This window comes from Roseicella frigidaeris (genome assembly GCF_003258945.1).
GTDB classification, from domain to species: Bacteria; Pseudomonadota; Alphaproteobacteria; order Acetobacterales; family Acetobacteraceae; genus Paracraurococcus; species Paracraurococcus frigidaeris.
In genome coordinates, this window is the sequence record NZ_QLIX01000073.1 from 1 (window position 1) to 2286 (window position 2286).

2 protein-coding genes are annotated in these 2286 nt (G+C 61.5%); both read left to right on the top strand.

Annotated features, from left to right (window positions below):
- The first annotated feature begins 783 nt into the window (after positions 1-783).
- Positions 784-1524: an SDR family oxidoreductase gene (locus tag DOO78_RS26760; protein ID WP_111472929.1), complete on the top strand. Its 741-nt coding sequence runs from the start codon at positions 784-786 to the stop codon at positions 1522-1524.
- Positions 1525-1634: 110 nt separating this feature from the next.
- Positions 1635-1928: a putative quinol monooxygenase gene (locus DOO78_RS26765; RefSeq protein ID WP_062106251.1), complete on the top strand. Its 294-nt coding sequence runs from the start codon at positions 1635-1637 to the stop codon at positions 1926-1928.
- Positions 1929-2286 lie beyond the last annotated feature (358 nt).

The following is a 2286-nucleotide window of genomic DNA, read 5'->3' on the forward strand; positions in this document are numbered from 1 at the left end:
CGCAGGCCCTGCTCTGCACCGATCCAGCGCAGGAGCCGCTGCAGATCATCCGCTGGTTCATCCAGCGCTGGCAGCTCGAGGTCACCTTCCGCGAGGTCCGCGACCACCTCGGTGTGGAGACCCAGCGGCAGTGGTCGGACAAGGCCATCGCCCGCACCACGCCATGCCTGCTCGGGTTGTTCTCGATCGTCACCCTGCTGGCGTCGCGCCTCGACGACCGTGCCCGGATCGCGGTCTCGACCAGCGCTTGGTACCACAAGCAGCGGCCGACCTTTGCCGACAGCCTCGCCGCAGTACGACGCGCGATCTGGAGCGAGCAGGGTTTTGTCATGTCCCGGCAGTCCGTCGAGACCACAAAACTCTCGCCAGCTCTCCGCGAGGGCATCGCATACGCGCTCTGCCACGCCGCNCTTGAATGGCCAAACTCGAGCTAAGCTTGGATCCAAAGAAAATGCGCGGAATTGAAACGCGTTGAGTAAAAGCTATTGGCCAGTTGGCCACGGCTGCCTCCTGCTTGCCTGAACCATAACATGAGTTAACGTCGGTTGTGCGAGACCCAACTCCGTCTCCGCGACCTAAGGGTGCTGCCATGGGCAAGCTTAAAGAATGGGTGGGTACGGCGCTGCTGGCACAACCGTTCTACAGAGAGGAGTTGCGGATGATCGGCCTGTTGGCACCTGCACTCCGCGTGGGACTCTTGGGCCTCATTCATCCACGCGGTTACCGCTGAGGCGGAGCCGCGATCCGGCGAAAAATCAACAACTGACTTGAAGGAATACAGTCATGACCCAGGGTATCGAAGGCAAGGTCGTTCTCATTACCGGCGGCAGCACCGGCATCGGCGCAGAAGCCGCGCGGCTTCTCGCGGAACGCGGCGCAAAGGTGGCCATCGCCGCGCGGCGCAAGGACAAGCTCGACGAGGTCGTCGCGGACATCGCCGCAAACGGCGGCACGGCACGTAGCTACGCGCTCGACGTCACCGACAAGTTGGCGGTCCAGTCCGTCGTCGCCGCAATCATTGCCGACTTCGGCCGCCTCGACGTGCTGATCAACAACGCCGGGCTAATGCCGATCCGTCCGATGGCCGAGGTCAACACCGACGAGTGGGACCAGATGATCGACGTCAATCTGAAGGGTACGCTCTACGGCATCGCGGCGGCCCTTCCCGGCTTTCTCGAGCAGGGCAGCGGTCACATCATCAACTTGAGCTCGGTTGCGGGCATCAAGGTCTTCGCACCGGGCGGCACGGTCTACTCCGGCACCAAGTTCGCCGTCAGCGCGATCAGCGAGGGCTTGCGCCACGAGGTGGGTGAAAAGGTCCGTGTCACGTCGATCGAGCCCGGAGCCGTCGAAAGCGATTTGAAGTTCACGACGTCTGGCACGGCTGCCGAGACGGTGCTCGACTTCTACAAGCAGGCCATCCCGGCGGCATCGGTGGCGCGTGCTATCGCGTTCGCTGTAGAACAACCTGATGACGTCGACGTCAACGCGATCGTCATCCGGCCGACCGCACAGCAGTTCTGATTTCGACGAGGAGGCGGGGCCGCGTGTGCTCCGCCTCATAAGGAACTTTCCGGCCGCCCTACCGTTACTTTGCCGAATAATATCTGTCCGTTTCACTTGAGGAGTCGATGATGCCCAAACTCGCGCTGTACGTGCCACTGAAGGCCAAACCCGGTAAAGAGAGCGATGTCGCCAATTTCCTGACCTCGGCATTGCCGCTCGTTCAAGCTGAGCCGGGCACTCTGACCTGGTATGCGATCGAGGAAGGTCCCGGTGCGTACGCGATCTTCGATACGTTCGACACAGAGGAGGATCGGCAGGCCCATCTTGACGGCAAGGTTGCCGCCGCGCTGATGGAGAAGGCGGAAGAACTGTTCTCTGAACCGCCGCAGATTCACAAGTTCACCCTGCTGGCCGCGAAATAGCGGAGCGGTCGGCACCCCAAGCTGCCGTACGACTGCACGGTTAGGGTCGCCTGCCCTCGGGAATGGACGGCCCGGCCGGCTCTGGAACTAAAGAGAAGAATACGACAGGCCATCCGCGATAGTGGATGGCCTTGTCTTTTGCGCTTATCCGGCCTTTTGATGCTGCTGCTGATAAGTCGGCGTTGATGTGTTGCGTTATCATGGCGCCGTTGGTTTCGCAGGAACTTCTTGAGGTCATCAATCTGCCGCTTTTTTAGAGCCCTTCCGGGAAGTTCTGGTTTAGCCTGAGGTGCTTGCGGCGAGGCGGCGGAGCATGAGGCGGATCATGGCGAGGCGGATGAAGGCCGCCGCCTTGCGG

Coding starts and splice junctions, on each gene's coding strand:
- DOO78_RS26760 (WP_111472929.1), top strand. CDS start 784: ATGACCCAGGGTATCGAAGGCAAGGTCGTTCTCATTACCGGCGGCAGC.
- DOO78_RS26765 (WP_062106251.1), top strand. CDS start 1,635: ATGCCCAAACTCGCGCTGTACGTGCCACTGAAGGCCAAACCCGGTAAA.